Annotated in this window: 12 protein-coding genes and 1 pseudogene; 3 read left to right on the top strand and 10 right to left on the bottom strand. The window is 41.3% G+C overall.

Annotation, left to right across the window (positions count from 1 at the left end; genetic code table 11):
• Nucleotides 1–408, top strand: a complete 408-nt coding sequence (locus G399_RS0114370) for a hypothetical protein (RefSeq protein WP_006010258.1) — start codon at nt 1–3, stop codon at nt 406–408.
• 108 nt (nt 409–516) lie between these two features.
• Here G399_RS0114370 and G399_RS0114375 read toward each other — a convergent pair whose 3' ends face one another.
• Both G399_RS0114375 and G399_RS0114380 read right to left on the bottom strand, forming a co-directional pair.
• Entirely contained in the window at nt 517–987 is a 471-nt protein-coding gene (locus tag G399_RS0114375) for a DUF2919 domain-containing protein (protein WP_006010260.1), read from the bottom strand.
• Between the two features lie 203 nt (nt 988–1,190).
• Nucleotides 1,191–2,972: a GGDEF domain-containing protein gene (locus G399_RS0114380; RefSeq protein ID WP_244877409.1), complete on the bottom strand. Its 1,782-nt coding sequence runs from the start codon at nt 2,970–2,972 to the stop codon at nt 1,191–1,193.
• 401 nt (nt 2,973–3,373) lie between these two features.
• Between G399_RS0114380 and rimO the strand changes: the two genes are divergently transcribed.
• Nucleotides 3,374–4,828 (top strand): 30S ribosomal protein S12 methylthiotransferase RimO, encoded by a 1,455-nt coding sequence (gene rimO, locus G399_RS0114390; RefSeq protein WP_006010265.1) that lies wholly within the window; start codon nt 3,374–3,376, stop codon nt 4,826–4,828.
• Between the two features lie 99 nt (nt 4,829–4,927).
• Here the strand turns inward: rimO and kdsB are convergent, their stop codons facing one another.
• The 5 genes and pseudogenes from kdsB to G399_RS22595 all read right to left on the bottom strand — a co-directional run bounded on the left by kdsB (nt 4,928) and on the right by G399_RS22595 (nt 11,194).
• On the bottom strand, nt 4,928–5,683 hold the full coding sequence (gene kdsB / locus G399_RS0114395; RefSeq protein ID WP_006010266.1) for a 3-deoxy-manno-octulosonate cytidylyltransferase: 756 nt from the start codon (nt 5,681–5,683) through the stop codon (nt 4,928–4,930).
• Nucleotide 5,684: 1 nt separating this feature from the next.
• On the bottom strand, nt 5,685–5,891 hold the full coding sequence (locus tag G399_RS0114400; protein ID WP_006010267.1) for a Trm112 family protein: 207 nt from the start codon (nt 5,889–5,891) through the stop codon (nt 5,685–5,687).
• A gap of 62 nt (nt 5,892–5,953) precedes the next feature.
• Entirely contained in the window at nt 5,954–6,940 is a 987-nt protein-coding gene (gene lpxK / locus G399_RS0114405) for a tetraacyldisaccharide 4'-kinase (RefSeq protein ID WP_006010268.1), read from the bottom strand.
• A gap of 2 nt (nt 6,941–6,942) precedes the next feature.
• The gene (msbA, locus tag G399_RS0114410; protein WP_006010269.1) at nt 6,943–8,691 is read right to left on the bottom strand and encodes a lipid A export permease/ATP-binding protein MsbA; all 1,749 of its coding nucleotides are present in this window, start codon (nt 8,689–8,691) and stop codon (nt 6,943–6,945) included.
• A 121-nt stretch (nt 8,692–8,812) separates the two neighbouring features.
• A pseudogene (locus G399_RS22595) lies at nt 8,813–11,194 on the bottom strand (DNA internalization-related competence protein ComEC/Rec2).
• Between the two features lie 47 nt (nt 11,195–11,241).
• Here G399_RS22595 and G399_RS0114425 point away from each other — a divergent pair.
• Nucleotides 11,242–11,757 carry a DUF2062 domain-containing protein gene (locus G399_RS0114425; protein ID WP_006010270.1) on the top strand — a complete coding sequence of 172 codons (516 nt, stop codon included), beginning with the start codon at nt 11,242–11,244 and terminating at the stop codon, nt 11,755–11,757.
• Nucleotides 11,758–11,788: 31 nt separating this feature from the next.
• Here G399_RS0114425 and ligA read toward each other — a convergent pair whose 3' ends face one another.
• Genes ligA through smc form a run of 3 tightly spaced genes read right to left on the bottom strand, consistent with a single transcriptional unit; the run spans nt 11,789 to nt 18,948 of the window.
• Nucleotides 11,789–13,816 (bottom strand): NAD-dependent DNA ligase LigA, encoded by a 2,028-nt coding sequence (ligA, locus tag G399_RS0114430; protein ID WP_006010272.1) that lies wholly within the window; start codon nt 13,814–13,816, stop codon nt 11,789–11,791.
• Between the two features lie 5 nt (nt 13,817–13,821).
• Nucleotides 13,822–15,432 carry a cell division protein ZipA gene (gene zipA, locus G399_RS0114435; protein WP_026843761.1) on the bottom strand — a complete coding sequence of 537 codons (1,611 nt, stop codon included), beginning with the start codon at nt 15,430–15,432 and terminating at the stop codon, nt 13,822–13,824.
• Between the two features lie 21 nt (nt 15,433–15,453).
• Complete coding sequence (smc, locus tag G399_RS0114440) at nt 15,454–18,948, bottom strand: chromosome segregation protein SMC (RefSeq protein WP_006010277.1); 3,495 nt, start codon at nt 18,946–18,948, stop codon at nt 15,454–15,456.
• Nucleotides 18,949–19,074: the final 126 nt, after the last annotated feature.

The raw sequence follows: 19,074 nt of genomic DNA on the forward strand, positions 1-19,074 counted from the left end.
ATGGAACAGCAAGCTTTAAACCAACTCATGCGCGAAAGCGCGGATGATGCAATCAAAACGAGTAGAGAAGAATTTTCCATAGAGTTAGATTTTTCTGCTGAGAGCATCTCACTGGTTGATACTATTATTCTAAAATTTTTAGATAACTTCAATGATCAAGCGCTTGAAGATAAAGCGGTTTTCACTATATGTAATATTTATGGTGCTTACATTGGCGAAGTATTTCGCAAGCTTGCTGGCGGTCAATGGCAATATAATTTGCAAGATGAAGAAGCCCCCTCAATTATGCTGATGTATCAGGACAACACCTTTGCTTTTGCTGGTATTTGTTACGAGCGCTTAGTTAATGATAGCAATGTGAGTGTACAACGTTATTTTAAACAAGCACTTGGCCCCGCGACGCAATAAAATCGGTTATTGATAGTATCCGCGGTAGTAACGGTATATTCGATATAGAAGATATCCGCGCTATCAAGAGTACATTCGATATTGAACGTATCTATCATATTCGCTATATCATGAATTTAGGCGCCAATCAGCAAGCATGATCTTCATATGCTTGCTGGATACTAAATACCAGGCAAACAAGAATACTGAAAATAACGTTAATGCCGTGGGCCAAGCGAAGGCGAAATGTTGCGCGCGCAAAATATAAAGCTGAATAATAAGATCAGAAATAATCAGATAGGCTATAACGACCGGTAAGCCTGCATAAAAACCGCCTCTATCGGCCTTCCATACCCGCTCTCTAAATCCCAAAAAAAACAATGTGAATAGCGCGGGTAACGCAGTGAACAAGGAGAGATAAAACTGATACTTGAGCGGATAAAATAGACTAAGTAGTAAGCCTCCATCTTGCCTAAACGACAAAGATGCAATAAAAACGACGATACCTCTTGCTAGAAAACACAGACACAAAAACAATACCCATGGCGGTTTTACTCGCCCTGCTTCATCGTATTTATGTAGTGGAAGTTTCAATTTCATGCTCAAGAAGTATAGGCAAATACTGAAACATCAAGGCTTAATGCCGATGCTATATCAAAATAATTATCGACTAGACCAATGAATTAAAGGTTGTTAACCTTAAAAAACCAACGACTGATAAAATATCGATCGTTGGTTGCTAACTTTCAAGGTCTTACTTTTAATACCCGCGTTTTACTAGCAGCCGTTTTAATAAAAGCATTTTAGGCTTTTTCAGACTTCATGCTTAAAGAAAGCATCATGTCATCCAATACTTCATCTAGGTCATCCAATGTGCTGCTTGTGATATAAATACTCATATTGGACCTAATCTTAATTTTTATACCTTTATGATCGCCCAAGTTAGTATTTTCGAGTGCCAAACGGATACGTTCGAAAAGCGCTTTTGCACCTTCTTCTTCAATATCAGGTAAACACAAAATAAACTGTTCAGGCGCAAAACGGCCTAAAATATCACTTCCTCTAGTGATACTTTTAAACGTCTGTGCAATTTTTTGAATAGCGTCATCTGCATTACTTGAGCCAAGTAATCGATTCACTTCTTTGAAATTGGCTAAATCAAAAAGCGCCAAGGCATTGGTTTTATTTTCTGATGGTGCCACAACTTTTGTAATTTTACTGATAGCAGCACGACTTTTTAACAACGTCGTTACGGAGTCATAGGAACTCGCTTCAGCTAATTTCTTGCGCCACATTATGACAACTAGCAATGTTGCCAACATAAAAACAATAATCGAACCTACGGTAATTCTATCTCTATTGCGTTGCTCTCTTTTTAGTGTGTTTTCTAATACACCGATTTCATTGTACATATTAGCAACACCAAGTACTTTCCCTGAAGACTGATTACTGGCTAGCTTTGCCCTTAATTCAGTAGAAAACGCTGACCAATATTCTCTTGATTTTTCAAGCTCACCGAGTTCCAAATAGGCTTTGGCTCGCAACGTTAGATAATCAACATTACGACCTAAAAAGCTCAAGGCTTTTGGTCCGCCACTTTCCTCTTCAAGCACAAATCGCTGAATACATTCGATTTGTCTTTGATCAACGCAAACTTCAATCTCAAACCAATGATACATACTGCTATAAATCGTATTTTGCATGGTAACTAAATGAGGTTCCCAATCAATGACGGTTTGAGCTAACTCGTCAAACCGGTTTAAACGATGATAAAAGCGTGCTTTCGCATAATAATACCAAGCATGCATCAGCGGAACATCGAGTTCACTACGCGCATTATCTAACTCATTAATGACCAGTTCGGCTTCAGCATATTGATCGCTAGCAAGTAAGGAAGTAAACGCACTGATTAACGTTGCATATTTATTGGTGCCTTGATAATGAGAAAAACCAATTTCATAGGTCTTTTGATATTGCTCTGCAGCAAGCACATGTTGGCCGATGCGGCCATAAAGCAAGCCAATATTATTGTGTATGTGAGCGACAGTTGACGCCTCGCCTCGCAAGGAGTAGAACTCCAATATGTTAAACAAACGTTTTAGCTTTTGTCCTTCATTAATACCAGCTTCACAGTAGGTCATTAATCCTAGTTCTGAACTTAAACTAATGTCATCAAATTTGCCTAGCGACAGCTCTTTTGCTTGTCGATAAAAATCACAGCGACGATTGTCCTCTTTAACATCAAAAAGAAAACCTTTCTGATATACAGCAAATGCATAATATTCTTTGAGTTGCTCGGCAATAGGATTGGCAATAATTGCATCAACAGTCATTTCTGCCTCGCTATAATTGCCATTACATATTTGCCACTGGGTTTTCTCAAGCTGAAGTTGAAAACGTTGAGACTTACTGATATCCGTATTGGCTAAATATTCTTCCAATTGTGGGATCATGTCACCACTTGGGCAATCATAGGTTTTTACCTTAACGTCCTTAATAAATTGATCGACTTGATCTGTTTCTTGCGCATTTGTATCCAATGCAAAAAAAATAAGAGGTAACAACAATAAACATCTAATATTCAAAATATACCAACTTTTAATAAAACGATTTTACTTGGAAAACTATCACCACGGTTTTTCATTATTTTTTTAATATAAGCAATTGAAAAAAAACGAAAAATCATGTGTAGTAAAGCAATTCAGAAAATTCCTCTATTTCCATTCTAGTAAGTTATTGTGGTGTAAACAACTATATTGACATATTACTTGCAAGCAATACTAATACGCCGATAAACGATGACGGGTGTTGTTAATATTCGCCGCCTGTTAGCACTATTTGTTCTTGTATTAATCCGTTATAATGCGCGCCAAATTGGGTGCTGAGCAAATAAGTTCAGTCTAAGCAAATACAGCCCAAATAAGAATTCATCTGATAAAAGACAGAGCAACATAAAGATTAATAAAAAGTGCAAGGGCATAATTAAATGACAGTCAAACAGTTCAACCCAAAACAAACCACGACCATGGATGGGCCCAAACAAGTTATTAAAGAGCAGTCAATTCAGGTTAAACAGCTTGATAACGCCCCACCAACAAGCAAGATTGGTTTTGTATCCTTGGGCTGTCCGAAAAACCTAGTCGATTCAGAACGTATCTTGACACAACTGCGCATTGAAGGTTACGACGTTGTATCAACTTATGATGACGCTGCTTTAGTTATTGTTAATACGTGTGGCTTTATTGATTCTGCCGTACAGGAATCTTTGGACACAATAGGTGAAGCACTTGCCAAAAACGGAAAAGTCATCGTGACTGGCTGTTTAGGCATAAAGGAAGACCAAATTCGTGAGGTTCATCCAAATGTATTATCTATTACGGGTCCTCATGCTTATGAGGAAGTTGTTAGCCAAGTTCACGAACATTTACCTAAACCTGAATTCAACCCGTTCTTGCACTTAGTACCTGACCATGGTGTAAAACTAACACCAAAACACTTTGCCTATTTGAAAATATCTGAAGGCTGTAACCATCGATGTACTTTTTGCATCATACCTTCGATGCGAGGTGATTTAGTCAGTCGCCCAGTTGGTGATGTGCTAGGTGAAGCCAAACGATTAAAAGCCGCTGGTGTCACTGAATTACTGGTTATTTCTCAAGATACCAGTGCCTATGGTGTTGATGTGAAGTACAAGACCGACTTTTGGGACGGCATGCCTGTAAAAACACACATGCAACAGCTGTGCGAGAAACTGGGCGAAATGGATATGTGGATAAGACTGCATTATGTTTATCCTTACCCACATGTGGATGACCTGATCCCATTAATGGCTGAAGGTAAAATACTACCGTATTTGGATATTCCCTTTCAACACGCGAACAAACGTATTCTGCGCTTGATGAAACGTCCAGGCAGTGCAGACAGAACCATTGAAAGAATTAGAAAGTGGCGAGAGATTTGTCCTGAACTGATCATTCGTTCAACTTTTATTGTTGGCTTTCCTGGTGAGACCGAGGAAGAGTTTGAAGAGTTACTTACCTTTCTGGAAGAAGCACAACTCGATCGTGTGGGCTGCTTTAAGTATTCACCTGTTGATGGTGCAAAGGCAAACGACCTACCGGACCCGATTAATGAAGATATCAAAGACATTCGCTTACAACGTTTTATGCAAGTGCAATCACAAATAAGTAAACAACGTCTGATTGACAAAATAGGCAGCGAATATAACATCGTTATCGATTCGGTTGATGCCGAAGGTGCTGTTGGGCGTACTTTTGGTGATGCCCCTGAAATTGACGGAGTAGTGCATTTGAATGGGGTCTTTGATATTCAACCAGGTCAGCGCTTGTGGGTAGAAATCATTCACACTGACGAACATGATCTCTGGGCCGTTCCTGTTGAAGAACAAGAATACGAACAAGCACTTGAGCAAGGTGCTTAGTTAGAACACAAGTCAGCACTGAGATAAGGGGGCTCTGAAATAAGGGGACGCATGTCCTCTTATTTGTTCCTTACCGCTGCGTAAAAAGCTCGCTTAGACCTATTGAAATTTTTGTAAATCCTCCGGTGTGTCTACACCATGGGGCGGCGCATTTTTTGCCACATCAACGTGAATTACATGGCCATGCCAAAGCACTCTCAACTGCTCTAAAGACTCGGTTTTCTCTAGTTGTGTTGCAGACATACTCTGGTATTGCTTAACAAAACCCGCTCTATATCCATAAATACCAATATGTCGCAAATACACTGAGCTTAAATCATCCATACTCATATTATCGACTGACTTTTTTGAAAACGCATCACGATCAAATGGCATTGCTGCGCGTGAAAAATACATCGCATGCTTACTGCTATTGGTGATGACCTTGACAACATTGGGATTAAATATGTCGTTGACATCACTGATCGGAAAGCCCAACGTTGCCATCGGTATGTGCGAATTATCATGCAAGTTTTGAGCAACTTGCTGAATATTTATTGCCGGTATAAACGGCTCATCACCCTGCACATTAACTACGATAGTATCGTCTGTATAATTTAGCGTCGCTAATACCTCAGCAATACGAGTAGTACCTGATTCATGGTCGTTGCGAGTCATACAAACCTGCGCGCCAAAGGCCTTAACGACAGTTGCTATGCGGTCATCGTCAGTAGCCACAATTACCTTTTGGGCGCCGGCTTCATTCGCACGTTCAACAACATGTTGGATCATCGGTTTGCCTTTGATCAACGCGAGTGGTTTACCTGGGAAACGACTGGACCCGTATCGCGCAGGAATAACGACTATAAAATTCAAACTAGCCACCTTTTTGCTTTAATGCGTCCAACTCTTCTGACGATAATTCGCGCGCCTCACTATCTAACAACACAGGTATGTTGTCTCTTATGGGATAGGCCAAGCGGTCAAAGCGACAAATCAGTTCCTTTTGTTCAACCGGGAGCAACAACTTACCTTTGCAAACAGGGCAAGCCAATATGTCTAATAATTGCTTATCAAAAGCCATGTGAGTCCTTAAATTTTTAGAATAAATTGAGGTAGTAAAACCTGACTTAATAATAGCGTGATTTAAACGTGTTGTTGGTACATTTTCAACTTGTTATCAATGAGCTGATACATATTTTTTGAAATATTACCACTAACCTGCAAGTACCAACAATTATCGTGCGCAAACGATTTGCATTTTACCGCGTCTTTTTCTGTCATCAGCACCATTCCTTGAGGAATATCTGATAATTTATACGCGTGGTGATCTGGAAATCCGATGCTTTTTTCGCACACGATACCCATGTTAACTAAACTCGAGAAAAAACGCTTGGGGTCACCAATGCCAGCGATCGCAGTTGCGTTTAGAATGGGCAGTGAGATCTTACTTTCACCGGTTTTCACATTAACCCAACAATCTGGTTGCAGCGTCATACTGGCAATTTTATCGGGTGCGACTAAGATATCATTGTTTATTTGACCATTAAAAACAACAGTATCGACACTGCTAAGTCTCGACACAGATTCTCTTAGCGGACCCATCGGCATTAGAAACCCATTTCCAACACCTCTTGCATCCATCACCACAATTTCAAAATCTCTTTGCAAAGCGTAATGTTGTAAACCGTCATCACAAATAATCACGTCGCAGTGATGACTTTCAACCAAAAAATGAGCACCGCGCACACGCTTTGGATCAATCACGATGGGACAACAAAGGCGATGTTGCATAAGTTTAGGCTCATCACCCACCAGGCTTGGCTCGTCGTTGACATTTACAAGATGCGGAAATTGCGTTTGTGAGCCACCATAACCGCGTGACAAAACCCCACAGCGATAACCCTGACTAATCAGATATTCTGCAATTGAAATAACCGTAGGCGTTTTACCATTGCCACCCACCGATATATTACCCACAATAATAACGAAGGCCTTGGGTTTAGCAGATGCAAACACACCCACGTTAAAGAAAAATTTGCGTAGTTTGCTTAAACAAAAAAACACAATAGTCATAGGCAGTAACAACCACACCCATTTTTTATCTTCATACCAAGCGTTATGTAAGGCCATTTTCAACCTTGTGAAAATTGCATTTTATGCAACTGCGCGTACATACCATCCTTGACGACCAACTCATTATGCGTTCCACGTTCAACAACTTCACCCTGCTCTATGACAAGTATCAGATCAGCATTTTCAATGGTTGAAAGACGATGCGCTATCACAATATTGGTACGGCTTTTTTGTAATTCTTCTAGTGCATGCTGGATCAATTTTTCAGATTCAGTATCTAAAGCCGAGGTTGCTTCATCGAGTATTAAAATCGGTGAATCAGCTAGAATTGCTCTTGCAATAGCAATACGTTGCCTTTGTCCACCGGACAGAGTGACTCCATTTTCACCAATAATTGTGTCAAAGCCATTCTCCTGCTGTGCCACAAATTCAGACACATGAGCTGCCGCAGCGGCCTGCATAATTTGCTCTCTGGTAACCTTGTCTGTGCAACCGTAAGCGATATTATTAGCAATGGTGTCGTTAAACAAGATGACTTGTTGTGACACTAATGCAAATTGCTTTCGTAATGAGGTTAATGTGACCTCATTCAAAGCGACACCATCAATTAATATCTCTCCCGATTGCGGTTGATAAAAACGGGTTAATAAACTAGATAATGTGGATTTACCACTGCCTGAACGTCCTACCAACGCAACAGTCTGGCCGGCATTAATATCAAATGAGACATTGCGTAATGCTGGCTTGCTTTTACTAGGGTAAGTAAAGGTCACATCTTTAAACTCTAAATTGCCCTGGGCACGGTTCAACTCGTTTTTACCTATATCCACTTCAATATCTTTGTCTAGTAATTCAAATATACTTGCGCACGCTGCCATGCCTTTTTGAAATTCGTTATTTACCGTTGTAATTTGTTTTAATGGCTTTAACAGCGCTATCATTGATATCAACACGGCGATGAAAACACCGGCGGTTAACTCATTCAACATGCTAGGTGTGCTAGCAAGATATAGGACAAACGCGAGTGCAATTGACGCAATCACCTGAATAGTAGACACACTTAGAATTTGCGTGGTTGCCAATTTCATCGTTTGCTGACGATTATTATTGTTAGTGTCCCGAAACTTATCTGACTCTATCTTTTGACCACCGAACATCAAGACTACTTTATGTCCCTTAACTACTTGCTCAACGCCGGTTGTTAAGGACCCCATTGCCTTTTGTATTGCTTTGCTAATTTTCCTGAAACGCGTACTGACAACACTGACGATAATGCCAACAATAGGGCCTATCAACAGAAAGATTACCGACAATTGCCACGATTTGCTAAACATAACGACAATTAAGAAAATCACGAACGCACCCTCGCGAATAAGTATTAAGAATGCTTTGCCCGCAGCATTGGCCACTTGTTCAGTATCGAAAGTGACTTTAGAAATGAGAGTGCCGGCTGATTGATGGTCGTGAAATTCAACCGGTAAATGAATGTACTTATCAAACAACTGCTGACGCATTTTCATCACAACTTGAGAACTGATCCAGCTCAGCGTGTAACTCCCCATAAAATTAAACAAACCGCGTATAATGAAAAGTGGGACAATGGCAAGCGCAGCAATCCTTAAAAAATCTGAACTAGTGTCTTTGAGACCGACGTCAATCATTGGCTGTAATTGCGAAATCACAAAGGCATCGATGCCTGCGTAACCCAGCATACCAAGAATAGCGATGAAAAATGGAAGTTTAAACGGCGATAAGTAAGTCAGGAATCGTTTGACAACTTTCGGCTCATTTTCAATGCTAGCAGTCATTCTGCTCCTTTATCTTATTTTCTAATTAGTTTAGCGATTTGCTTGGTTTCAGCTTTTTGCGTTACGCATTCTACCGTAAGCCCTCTGATTCACAAAGCTTTGCTGGTGAGTCGCCTTTGCATTAATGTATTTGCATATACCATGGAGCAAACCAGCGCTGGCGATAGGCCTGTATTCGTAACTTATTATTCGAGAATTCAAAGATAACCTCACCGTCATAAGCGGTGTTGTAAATCGTCGCATCCACCTCTATAAAATTGGCCATAACGCTGGTATGGGGAAATCCCCATTGATTATAATACTTGCTGCTAATCACAACATATTTAGGCTGTACCGCTTGAATAAAGGGGCGTGTTGAGGACGTTTTACTGCCATGATGTGCGGCAACTAACACCGTCGATTTCAATAATGAGGTCCCCTCATATTTGCTGGCGATTGTCTGCTCTGCTTGTTTTTCGATATCACCAGTTAATAACACACTGGCATTTTTACTGGCTATCTTTATTACGCAGGAGTGATTGTTGTCATCGCCTGAAAGGTTTTTATCAGGCCACAGAATAGTTAAACTTAATTCTCCCCAGACAAAACTGTCATTGGCCGAGCAGCCGCTAGCAGGTGCAAGCCATTGAGTGACGTTGTAATGCGAAAAAATAAAAGTGTTACCGCCAGCATGGTCATTATCCATATGACTATTTATTAAATAATCAATCGTCGGAATGCGCGAGGTAGTATTAGACGCCAGCGCCATATTTTGGGTTTGTGCCAAAAAATACGGCGCAATCACTGTCTTAGCCAAACTACTCCCGTTGATGAAAGATTGTCCAGTGTCATATAGTAAAAACTGATTATTTTGACGCACAAGTACACTTAATCCTTGCCCTATATCAAAAACTCTGACCGACCAACTCGCGCGTTCGCCCACTTTAGCCATGCTTTGGCTTAAAATGGCAACCCCCAGTGCAACCATGATTTTTTTGCGATGCGGCCAACATGGTAAAAATAAGAGTAACATGGTAACAAGCACCATAAACCATGCTGATGAGGGTATGCCTTGAACTTCTATGCTCGCATGTGGCGCAGTATTAAACACTTGCATGAATAGAATAAGTTGTTCAAAACACCAGTCTAACGATTGAAGAAGCGGTCTAATCAACAAATTAATATTAAATATCATCATGCAGACAAGCAATAAACACATAGGCACGAGCAACAAACTAACCACGGGCATAACGATTAAATTTACGAGTGCAGAGACACTTGAAAGCATACCAAAATTAATAGCAACCAGCGGTAGCATTATCAAGGATAAAAATAATTGCAGCGCAATGGTTTGTTTTGCTGCCTGCCAGATAGAATGATCACTACGAGGGTAGCGCCACATAAAAAAACAAATCGCAAAAATAGCACCAAAACTAAACCAAAAACTCATTCCAATGATCGACAGTGGAAAGAGTACAAAAAAACACACGAGTAGATTAATAAAAACAGCAACCGGCCTCCAATGAAGTTGATAAAACATTAAGTAGGCAACAAATAAAATAGCGATTGTTGATCGTATCACCGGTACCTAAAAACCACTTAAATAGGCATAAAACAGACAAAACGGGATACTAGCCACCAGTGCCCAAGGGACTATATTAGGTTGATAATTGCTACTCTTCACTCTTATGGCGAGAAACAGCACGGTCTTTGTAAGCCGGAAAAACAACAAACTAACTATACCAAGATGTAATCCTGAGATTGCAAATAGATGCGCAGTCCCTGTTGTTTGCAGTAGCTTCCAATCAGTCTTGGTGAATAAGCTTCTTTCGCCAAATGACAGTGCGAGGATCCATCTTATGTTTTGCAAATTAAGCTTAATTGCATACTTCAGCAAACGATTAGCAAGAGCTTGCCGCAGTGAGTTGCTAGTTTGTAAAAGTGAATTGCTCGGACTGCTCCTGACGCTGCCGATGCCGACAATATTTTGACTAGCTAACCATTTCTGCCGATTAAAGCCAAATTCATTGGCTAACGCATGAGGGCGTTTAATACTGACCAGTAACCTGACTTTATTTCCTTGATGCAACACAATGTCCGGCTCAAACCATGAAAGTCTTATCCTTGGCGAGTGATATAACCTTGTTTTACCTATCTTGTTGAGTTGCAGTATTAAGGTTTTGTATTCAGATAGCTTATTGCTAGATTGAGGGTATACTTGCGTGCTTTTAAGCACATAGGATTGAGTTGCGGCGTTTAGTTGAATATGCAATGACTCAACAGTGGCCTCTATAATTACATTTTGGTTAAAATATCGATTTGGTAGTTGCCAAGACGAATACCAATGTCCTACACTGCTCGCCCAGACGAAACCAAGTATTGCACCAATAACCCAGGTCTTGACTTGAAAACGAAGACGTAATGCGACCACAATAGCGATTAACACACAAGTTGCCACAATCTGAATTGAAGGTAGCACAGGCCAAAAAAGGCTACTTAGGAATACAATAATGAATGCAAACATTGCGCGATGTAGCTTACTCAACTTGTTTCCCTCACGAGATTAGATAAATGCCAAAGAAATTTATAAGACGCTATTTACCTAGCCATATTACGATTAGAGAGAGTAAATATTTACGTATCTTTGGTACCCTTTTGCATGACCCAAATTTATGGCATTTAAACCGACGTTCCGCGAGCGGTGCCTTCGGTATTGGTCTGTTTTTTGCCTTTTGGCCAATACCATTCCAAATGGTTTTTTCAACTGCCGCCGCCATTATTTTTAGAGTTAATTTGCCACTTTCAATCGCAACCGTTTGGTTGACCAATCCATTGACAATGCCGCCTATATTCTACGGTGCTTATTTGGTGGGGAGTACTGTACTTGGGACTGAAGTTGACCACTTCGCTTTTGAATTGAGTTGGTCGTGGTTACTAGAAAGCCTTACAACAATAGGCCCAGCCTTCATTTTAGGGTGTGGAATATGTTCGGTTTTTTTTGGTCTGCTGGGTTACTTTAGTTTGGATTGGATTTGGAAAATGTCAGTTATGCGCGCATGGAAGGCGCGTAGGCCACGCAAGAAGTAAGCAGTCGCATCATCATTTTTTTATTATGAGTTTAGTGTCGCTCAAAAAAAGCAACCATTTTAGCTTCATCCCACACTTCTACATTTAACGATTCAGCCTTACTTAATTTTGATCCCGCTTTTTCACCTGCAATCAATAGATCAGTTTTAGCAGACACGCTGCCGGATACTTTTGCACCGAGTTCCTGTAATTTTGCCTTAGCCTCACTTCGCCCCATTTGCGACAAAGTACCGGTTAAAACAACGGTTTTTCCAGCAAATGGTTGTTCATCCTCAGATGCTTGCTGTATTTTTGGCCAATGAATACCCAGTTCAATTAAATCATTTATAATGGCGAGGTTTAAGGGTTCGCGCATAAAATGAAAGAGATGCTCGGCCACAATAGCGCCAACATCTTGCACTTCTTTCAATGAATCGATATCCGCTTGCATAATCTCTTCTAGGGTCATGTAGTGCAGTGCAAGGTTGCGCGCAGTGGACTCCCCTACCTCTCTTATACCCAAAGCGTAGAGGAATTTTGATAATGTTGTCGCGCGCGATTTATCCAGTGCGTTAAGCAAATTGACTGCAGATTTATCACCCATTCTTTCCAATGAAATCAGCTTCGGCATATTTAAACGAAATAAATCAGCCGGATTTTCAATAAGGGCCGTATCGACCAATTGTTCAACTATTTTGTCACCTAATCCGTCAATATCAAAGGCTTTACGAGAAGCAAAATGCTTGATAGCCTCCTTTCGCTGTGCACCGCACACTAATCCACCGGTGCATCTTGCTTTAGCCTCAGACTCGGTTCGCTCTATGTGTGAATGACACTCAGGACAGTGAGTCGGAAAGACAATATCCCGAACATCATCTGGGCGTTGCTCTAAAACAACAGATACGATTTGTGGGATTACATCGCCGGCACGCCGAATAACAACTTTATCGCCAATTTTAACACCCAAGCGCGCTATTTCATCTTGGTTATGCAGTGTCGCATTAGATACTGTCACACCACCAACAAAAACAGGCTCTAATCGCGCCACGGGCGTAATGGCCCCTGTTCGGCCAACCTGAAACTCAACGTCTAACAATGTCGTAAGCTCTTCTTGGGCTGGAAATTTTTGTGCAATAGCCCAGCGCGGCGCTTTGGAAACAAAACCCAGACGTTGCTGCAGATTAATGTCATTCACTTTAAACACAACACCGTCGATGTCGTAAGATAACGAGTTGCGCATTTCACCTATTTTCGCAAAGTAAGCAATACATTCATCAGCGCCGTTAGCAACCGACGATTCTTTGCATAACGGAATACCCCATTTACCTAATGCCGCTAAACGCTGAGTGTGTAAAGGTAGTTCAGTGAGGCTATCGCCTTCGATAACCCCCATACTGTAGGCGTAAAATAATAGAGGTCGTTTTGCAGTAATTCGTGAATCAAGTTGACGTAGACTGCCTGCTGCAGCATTTCTTGGATTCACAAACACTTTACTACCCGCTTTCTTTTGCATTTCATTCAGTTGCTCAAATCCAGCCTTTGGCATAAAAACTTCGCCACGTACTTCTACTCTGCTAGGAATATTTTCACCGCGTAACTTGATCGGCACATTAGCAATGGTTTTAACATTTTGTGTGATATCTTCACCAACTTGCCCATCCCCTCTCGTGGCTGCTCTTGTTAGCACACCGTTTTCATAAAGAATTGAGGCGGCCAAACCGTCAAGTTTGGGTTCACAGCTAAATTGTATGTCAGTAAATGACAGCAACCTGTCTTGTAAACGTTTTTCAAATGCAATGAGATCGGCCTCTGCAAAGCCGTTGTCGAGTGAAAGCATCGCAACTTCATGCACAACGGTGTCAAATTTCGACAACGGCTGTCCACCGACTTTTTGACTGGGTGAATCAGGGTTTACGAGTTCTGGATGTTTTTTTTCTAAGGCTATTAACTCAGTCATTAAGCGATCATATTGTGCATCAGGAATACTTGGAGCATCCATCACGTAATACTGATAATTATGTTCTTCTAGCTGCGATTTAAGCGTATCAATGTGCGCTTTTGCCTGGTTTATTTCAGTCATGTTTACTATCGATTAATACGTTTGCGTTCGAATTCGCGAATTCGCTCTGAATATTTTTGCAGACCTTGTTTGGTAAGAACACCGCGGCTACCATCGAGGATCTGGCAGCTGAATTCATCTGCTAATTTTCGAGCTGCATTGTGCATCATATTAAAGACTTGTTGTGGCTCGCCTTCAATGGGTAACATCATGAACAAAGATAAACCTCGAGTGCTGAAGGTTTCTATATTATCAATATCGAAAACACCCGGTTTAAATAAATTAGCAAGTGAAAATAGCACGGGGCCTTTACCATTTGTATTAACATGGCGATGAAAAATATCCTGTTCTCCAAATTTTAACCCTAGGGTTAAAAGCATTGGTAACAGCGCTGCACCCGTTATTTCGCGATCCTCAGGGGCTCGTATATTGAGCACCAGTACGTCGGTTGGCTGCTCACTGGGTGTTTGCTGACTCGACGTAGGTTGTTGAGTCGTTGTCGGTGTTCCTAGTGAGGGCTCTTTATGCGCTGAGGGCTCTTTATGCGCTGAGGGCTCTTTATGCGCTGAGGGCTCTTTATGTGCTGAGGGCTCTTTATGAGCTGAGGGCTCTTTATATGCTGAGGGCTCTTCGTTCGAAAAGTCGATACGCATTTGTTCTTCATTGAGTTTATTGGCCGCCTGTAATAGCGGCTCTTTGCGAATGACGTCTGCTACACTCTTTTTACGGCGCGAAACGAGCTTTCTTGCCTGCGCGGCTAAGCTGATTGGTTTTGCTGGTTCAACTGGAGCCTCTTCGGCATCAAGTTTAAATTCCGGTTCAACTCTGCCCCTAGGATCAATACTCCTTGCGAGTTCGATCTCAGGCACAAATTCAGCAATTTGGTTTGCTTCAGGGTCCACTTCAGGCTCCCCTGCTGCAGACTTTAACAAAAACGGTGGAGGTTCTGGGATTTGGCAATTATCTTGATTCTGTGATTGCCAATGCGAAGTTTCAGGCACTCTAGCAGAGCGCTGAAACCCGGGCTTAGGTTGGGTTACTACACTGCCATAGAGTTTGGGCGCAACTTGTTCATGCTCTTCTGCCAGCTTAGCAAAATCCATTTCGGTGCGCTCTAACGAAAGCTCATCATCTAACGCTAAAGCGTCATTGCTTTGTTTTTCGTTATTATCACTCTTCGCTGTGTTGTTAATGTCAGCAGCGTCTTCTTGTGACGCACCTGATCCACCGTTTAGATTACCTTGACCATAAAAGTCAGTCTCAACATCATCACCACTATTCACTTTACTTTCATAAGCATCATCAGCGTCGTCTTGAGGGTTAACGTGTTTTCTAGCCCGCACTCCAGAATGTGAAGCAGCCCGTGGCTCGTGAGCGTATTCTTCTTCGTCTTGCTCATCGGTGTCATTACTCACTGTTTTGCTTCTAGAAACCACTCTGACGCTGCCAACGCCATTAGCATCGAATTGATCTTCGTCATTTAGCGACGGATCACTTTTATTCTGCCAGTTCCTAGCTTCAAGTTTTGCTTTTTCATTGCCTTTGGCGTTTTTTCTAATGGTCCACAAACCGTGAACAAGAATGGCAACAATGGCAACAATACCAAAAATTAAAAATGTTAAGCGCAAATCTTCCATTTTAAACTACTCTACTTATTATTATTCTGCGATAGCTAAAGCTTCTTCTACATCAACTGCGACCATTCTCGACACACCTGGTTCCGACATTGTAACACCTGTTAAATGACTCGCCATCTCCATAGCAACTTTGTTGTGCGTAATATAGATAAATTGTACAGTTTTTGACATTTCTGAGACTAATTTACAAAAGCGCCCTACATTTGCATCATCTAACGGCGCGTCTACTTCATCGAGTAAACAAAACGGTGCCGGATTTAATCTAAATATAGCAAACACTAATGATAATGCTGTTAGCGCTTTTTCTCCACCAGAAAGAAGGTGGATTGTACTATTTTTCTTACCCGGCGGTCGCGCCATAATAGTCACTCCTGTATCGAGCATATCATCTTCTGTTAACGCAAGGTGAGCACTACCACCACCAAACACTTTAGGGAATAATATTTTTAAGTCACTATTAATTTGATCAAATGTTGCTTTGAAGCGTGTTCGGGTCTCTTTATCAATTTTTTTAATTGCTGTCCCTAGCGTTTCTAGGGCCTGTGTTAAATCGTCGTTTTGTTCGTCTAGATAGCGTTTTTTGATCGATTGCGATTCAAACTCTTCAACCGCGGCCAAGTTAACGGCGCCCAAGCGTGTTAACGACGACGTTGTTTTTTCAAGGTTACGCTGCCATTGCCCCTCTTCAATGTCGTCAGGTAAGCTTTCGAGCACCGGTTTCAACGCTTGTTCCATATCTTGCAATTGCTCTAAGTATGACTGAGCTCGCACCTTACTACCTTCGGCTTGCAACTTCATGCTGTCGATCTCAGCTTTGATAGTCTCGGCAGCTTGATTGATCCCCGACTGTCCTTTTTCGGCCTCTAATCGCTTTTTATCAACTAGCGTTAGCGTTAAGTGTATCTCTTGCTGATGAGTTTGCAATAAGGTCTTATTCTCTAACAACACCTGCAATCTCGCTTGCTGATCTTCAAAAGGCATAGACAACTCTTGGGTCTCTTCTTGCAGTATAGCTATTTTTTCTTTATTTTCGTTAATCTGTTCTTCACGAGTAATCTGTTTATCTTTTAATAAATTGTATTTATTTTTTGTCTGCTGAACTTGCATGGCTAATTCATGAGTTCGTGTAACTAATCGTTCTGCTTGCGTACGAGCCAATTGCACACGCGCCTGCAATAAATCAGTATGGGTAACTTGCTCGTCAATAAGCGCCTCAATCTGAACCAAATCCATTGCATGTATTTCGACCTCCTCATTTAGCATTTCAAGTCTTTCTAATTCATCTTGCGCGTTTATTTTCTGGCGCTCTAATTCTTGATAAAAGCGTTCGTGACGCATGACTTGTTGTGTCATTTGCTGCTGATGCTGACTTAATTGAGTACTCAATTTAAACGCTTGTTCTGTGTAATCAGCACAAATTAATTTTGCATCATCAATAAGCGCCAACACACCATTCAGTGATGCGCTTGCTAATTCGAAGCCTTGTTCGGCCATATCGACGTTTTGTCTTTGCACTTCTATTTGAATTGTTAACGACGCTATTTCTGCGGCGCGACTGATACTCGCGTCAACCTGTTTACCAGCGCCGTTAATTAACATATCGCTGAACAACCACAAGCCACATGGCGTAAGCACCGAATGCCCGGGACGGAGGTGCTTTTGCGAAGTTAATGCCGTTCCAACATCGTCCACTAAGCTGATCAGATTCAGAAACTGAGGCACACACCGGTTATTAATTTTTTCAGCTAAGCTTCCCGATACTTTTTCCGCTGTCATGTGCTTTTCAAATAGCAAAGCTTGACCTTGTTTGTTGTCAAAAAACCTTGATTCTATCTGCTCGCTAGACAATGTCGGTATCACTTTTGAACTTGCAATATGTGAAAATACAATTTCGCATAGTCCTTCGTATCCCGGCGTAACCTTTAAAAACGCGGACAATGCGAGTAACCGAGTTTCGAACTCATATTGCTCGTTAATTGCAGGCCGCAGACTTGCATCGGTCATATTTTTTTTCTGAATATTTTGCAGGGCATCTTTGCTAGCTTGCAAATTAATCATCAATCCATTTTGCTTTTCTACTTCTGTTCGCGCTGCACCTTGCTCAAGCACCCATTTTTGCTGACGTTCTTGGGTAAATAACACCTCTTTTTTTGCTTGCTCTAAACCTTCATTCACTAGCAGCAAATCAGTTTGCAACTCTTCAGATTGTTGTTTTATATCTTCGTCATCAAGTTCGGCCAATTCTTGCTTGAGTTCTTTAATTCGAGAGTCAGTGCGAAGCTGCATACTCATTGTATTTTGAATTTGGCTATGGCAACTCTGTAATTGTTGCTTGAGGGAATGATATTGAGTTTCTCCCTCTCTATTTTTTTCATTAAACTGAAGAAGTACTTTTTCCGACTCACGACGGGCAGCCTGAGCATTCTCAAGCGCTTCTTCCGAAACCATTTTATTCGGTTCTAAATCAACCAGTTCATCTTGCACAATGACTAATTCTTGCGCCGTGTCTGTGAATAGCATTTCGGTTCGTTGAGCTTGAGTTTGCAACTGCTGCAATTCCAGTTGAATTTGCTGTTTTCGCTTTTTAGAAAACAATTGCGATTGTTCAATTTTGGTTATGTTAGTGCTGACTTTGAAGATTTCTTGCTGGATGTCGTTTATTTCAATCTTGCAGCTTTCCTGTTCTTCACGATACTGAATAATACTGCTTTCGTCACCGCGTTTTCGAGCAATTATTCTTTCTAACTCAATTTCTTTTTCTGAAATATTAGCTTCAGCTTGATTAATCAAATTACTTTGTTTTAACCATCGGACAACAGCAAGTTGAGCTTTAAGCTCTCGTTCAGACGCCTTTAGCTCTTTATATCTTGTCGCTGCCACAGATTGCCGTTGAAGTTTACTTAACTGCTCCCCTAACTCACTACGCACGTCATCTAGGCGTTCTAGATTTTCTTTTGTGTGCTTTATTCTATTTTCGGTTTCGCGGCGACGTTCTTTGTATTTCGAAATGCCAGCTGCTTCTTCCACAAACACACGTAATTCTTGAGGCCGGCTTTCTATGAGCTTAGAAATCATGCCTTGCTCAATAATGGCGTAGCTGCGTGGGCCTAGTCCAGTTCCTAAAAATAAGTCAGTAATGTCTCGCTTGCGGCATTTAGTGCCATTAAGTAGATAACTAGAAATAGCTTCTTTAGTCACAGTGCGCTTTACTGACAACTCACTGTAGTTTGCGTATTCGCCACCAATCCGCCCCGACGCATTATCAAAGACCAATTCAACGGAGCATTGTGAAACCGCTTTGCGCGCAGTGGAGCCGTTGAAAATCACGTCGGTCATGGCATCTCCACGCAAGTTTTTAGCAGAACTTTCGCCCAGCACCCAACGCACAGCATCAATAACATTAGATTTTCCACAGCCGTTTGGTCCCACCACTGCTGTCATTTCACCCGGAAATGGGATAGTGGTAGGGTCTACGAATGACTTAAATCCTGCTAATTTGATTTTTTTTAAGCGCATGTAATGTAAATAAATGTTTGAAGCAAAAGAAATATTCCAATTATTACGGTAAGACTACATCTAGTTATTTTTTTAACTCTTGTGTTTATCTATCTATTTGTATTTTGTGTGACAACTACACCCCGT

The sequence above is a fragment of the Brumicola pallidula DSM 14239 = ACAM 615 genome (genome assembly GCF_000428905.1).
GTDB lineage: Bacteria > Pseudomonadota > Gammaproteobacteria > Enterobacterales > Alteromonadaceae > Glaciecola > Glaciecola pallidula.